Raw genomic sequence first — 582 nt, forward strand, 5'->3', positions numbered from 1 at the left:
CCTCTTCTTCGACGACACGCAGGGGCCGCGCCTCGGCGAGTTCCTCGGTGAGTTAGAACAGGACTTCGTCGTGACGCGTCTCCGTCGCGAGGACTGAAAAGACCGAACGCGCCGGGTTTCGCCCGTCTCGGTCTCGGACGCCGACGTTCGGCTATTCGTTCGTTTTACTTGGGCCGTTTTGATTATGAACGTCGCCCGGCGAGGAACGCGACCGCACCGACTGCAGCAAGTGCGAAGACGGCGGTTCCGATGCCGAATCCGGGAACCATGATTCCGATGCCGTCTTTTTATGTCGTCTCCGTCCCGGCCGCCGTTTCGTTCGTCGAGTCTGCGGTTTCGGTTGTCGTCGATTCGGTATCTTCGACGACGACACCCTCGGATTCAACCTGGTCATCGTCCGTGGACGGCAGAAGAATCTCGGCAGTAACGGTGAACGTTCCCCCGTCTGGAGCCTCGGAGAAATTGAATGCGGCAGAGAAGTTTCCGTCCTCGCCAACGGTGGTCTCTGTCGTCTTGAGGAACCGTGGTTCCGTGTCGTCACCTGACACAACGCGAAGGCTGACGTTGGTTCCCGGTTCGAGG

The 582-nt window shown here is 59.8% G+C and carries 1 protein-coding gene; it reads right to left on the reverse strand.

Going from position 1 to position 582, the window contains the following annotated elements:
- Positions 1-287: 287 nt before the first annotated feature.
- Positions 288-582: BGTF surface domain-containing protein (locus DVK03_RS19405; protein ID WP_342764945.1), on the reverse strand; the 295-nt coding region annotated here is incomplete at its 5' end.

Origin of the sequence: Haloferax sp. Atlit-109R (assembly GCF_003665865.1) — an archaeon.
Classification (GTDB): Archaea; Halobacteriota; Halobacteria; order Halobacteriales; family Haloferacaceae; genus Haloferax; species Haloferax volcanii.